1 pseudogene is annotated in these 474 nt (G+C 57.6%); it reads right to left on the bottom strand.

Annotation, left to right across the window (positions count from 1 at the left end):
* Positions 1–6: 6 nt before the first annotated feature.
* Positions 7–474 (bottom strand): annotated as a pseudogene (locus tag NG895_RS13015) (group II intron reverse transcriptase/maturase); the annotation flags it as partial.

Raw genomic sequence — 474 nt, 5'->3', positions numbered from 1 at the left:
ATTACCTCATACGGCTCCTGCCTTGAGTCGAGCGTGAAATCGTTTGTCTGGATACGGGTGCAGGATGCGTGGCGACGGGAGATGTTTCCTTACCAGTCGATTCATGCGCTTCCAAGTCCACCGCTGCTTACCCTTCTCGCTGCGACTTCGCAGCGCGTGGAACCACAGCTTATGGACTTCATCGGTGAATTGCTTCAGCCGACGTTGGTTGCCAGGTACCGCGTGGTAATTCATCCACCCCCGCACGACCGAGGCCAACCAGCGTGCCGTTTCGCCCACGGGGCGATGCATGCGCTTGTACAACGCTCGCTTAATCGCATCAAGCGTCGCTCGCATGCGCTTGGCAATGCTGAATCTTCGGACCGTGAACCACCCATGAGTTCTCGTCTTGTCGCACATGTGCGTAAAGCCGAGAAAGTCAAACGTCTCGGGACGTCTGTCGCCTCGTCGCTTTCGTTGCTGGGCCGCATAGCG

Origin of the sequence: Aeoliella straminimaris (genome assembly GCF_024054565.1) — a bacterium.
GTDB classification, from domain to species: Bacteria; Planctomycetota; Planctomycetia; order Pirellulales; family Lacipirellulaceae; genus Aeoliella; species Aeoliella straminimaris.
Note: the sequence above shows the minus strand (reverse complement) of the source record. Positions and strands in the feature narration are given on the sequence as shown.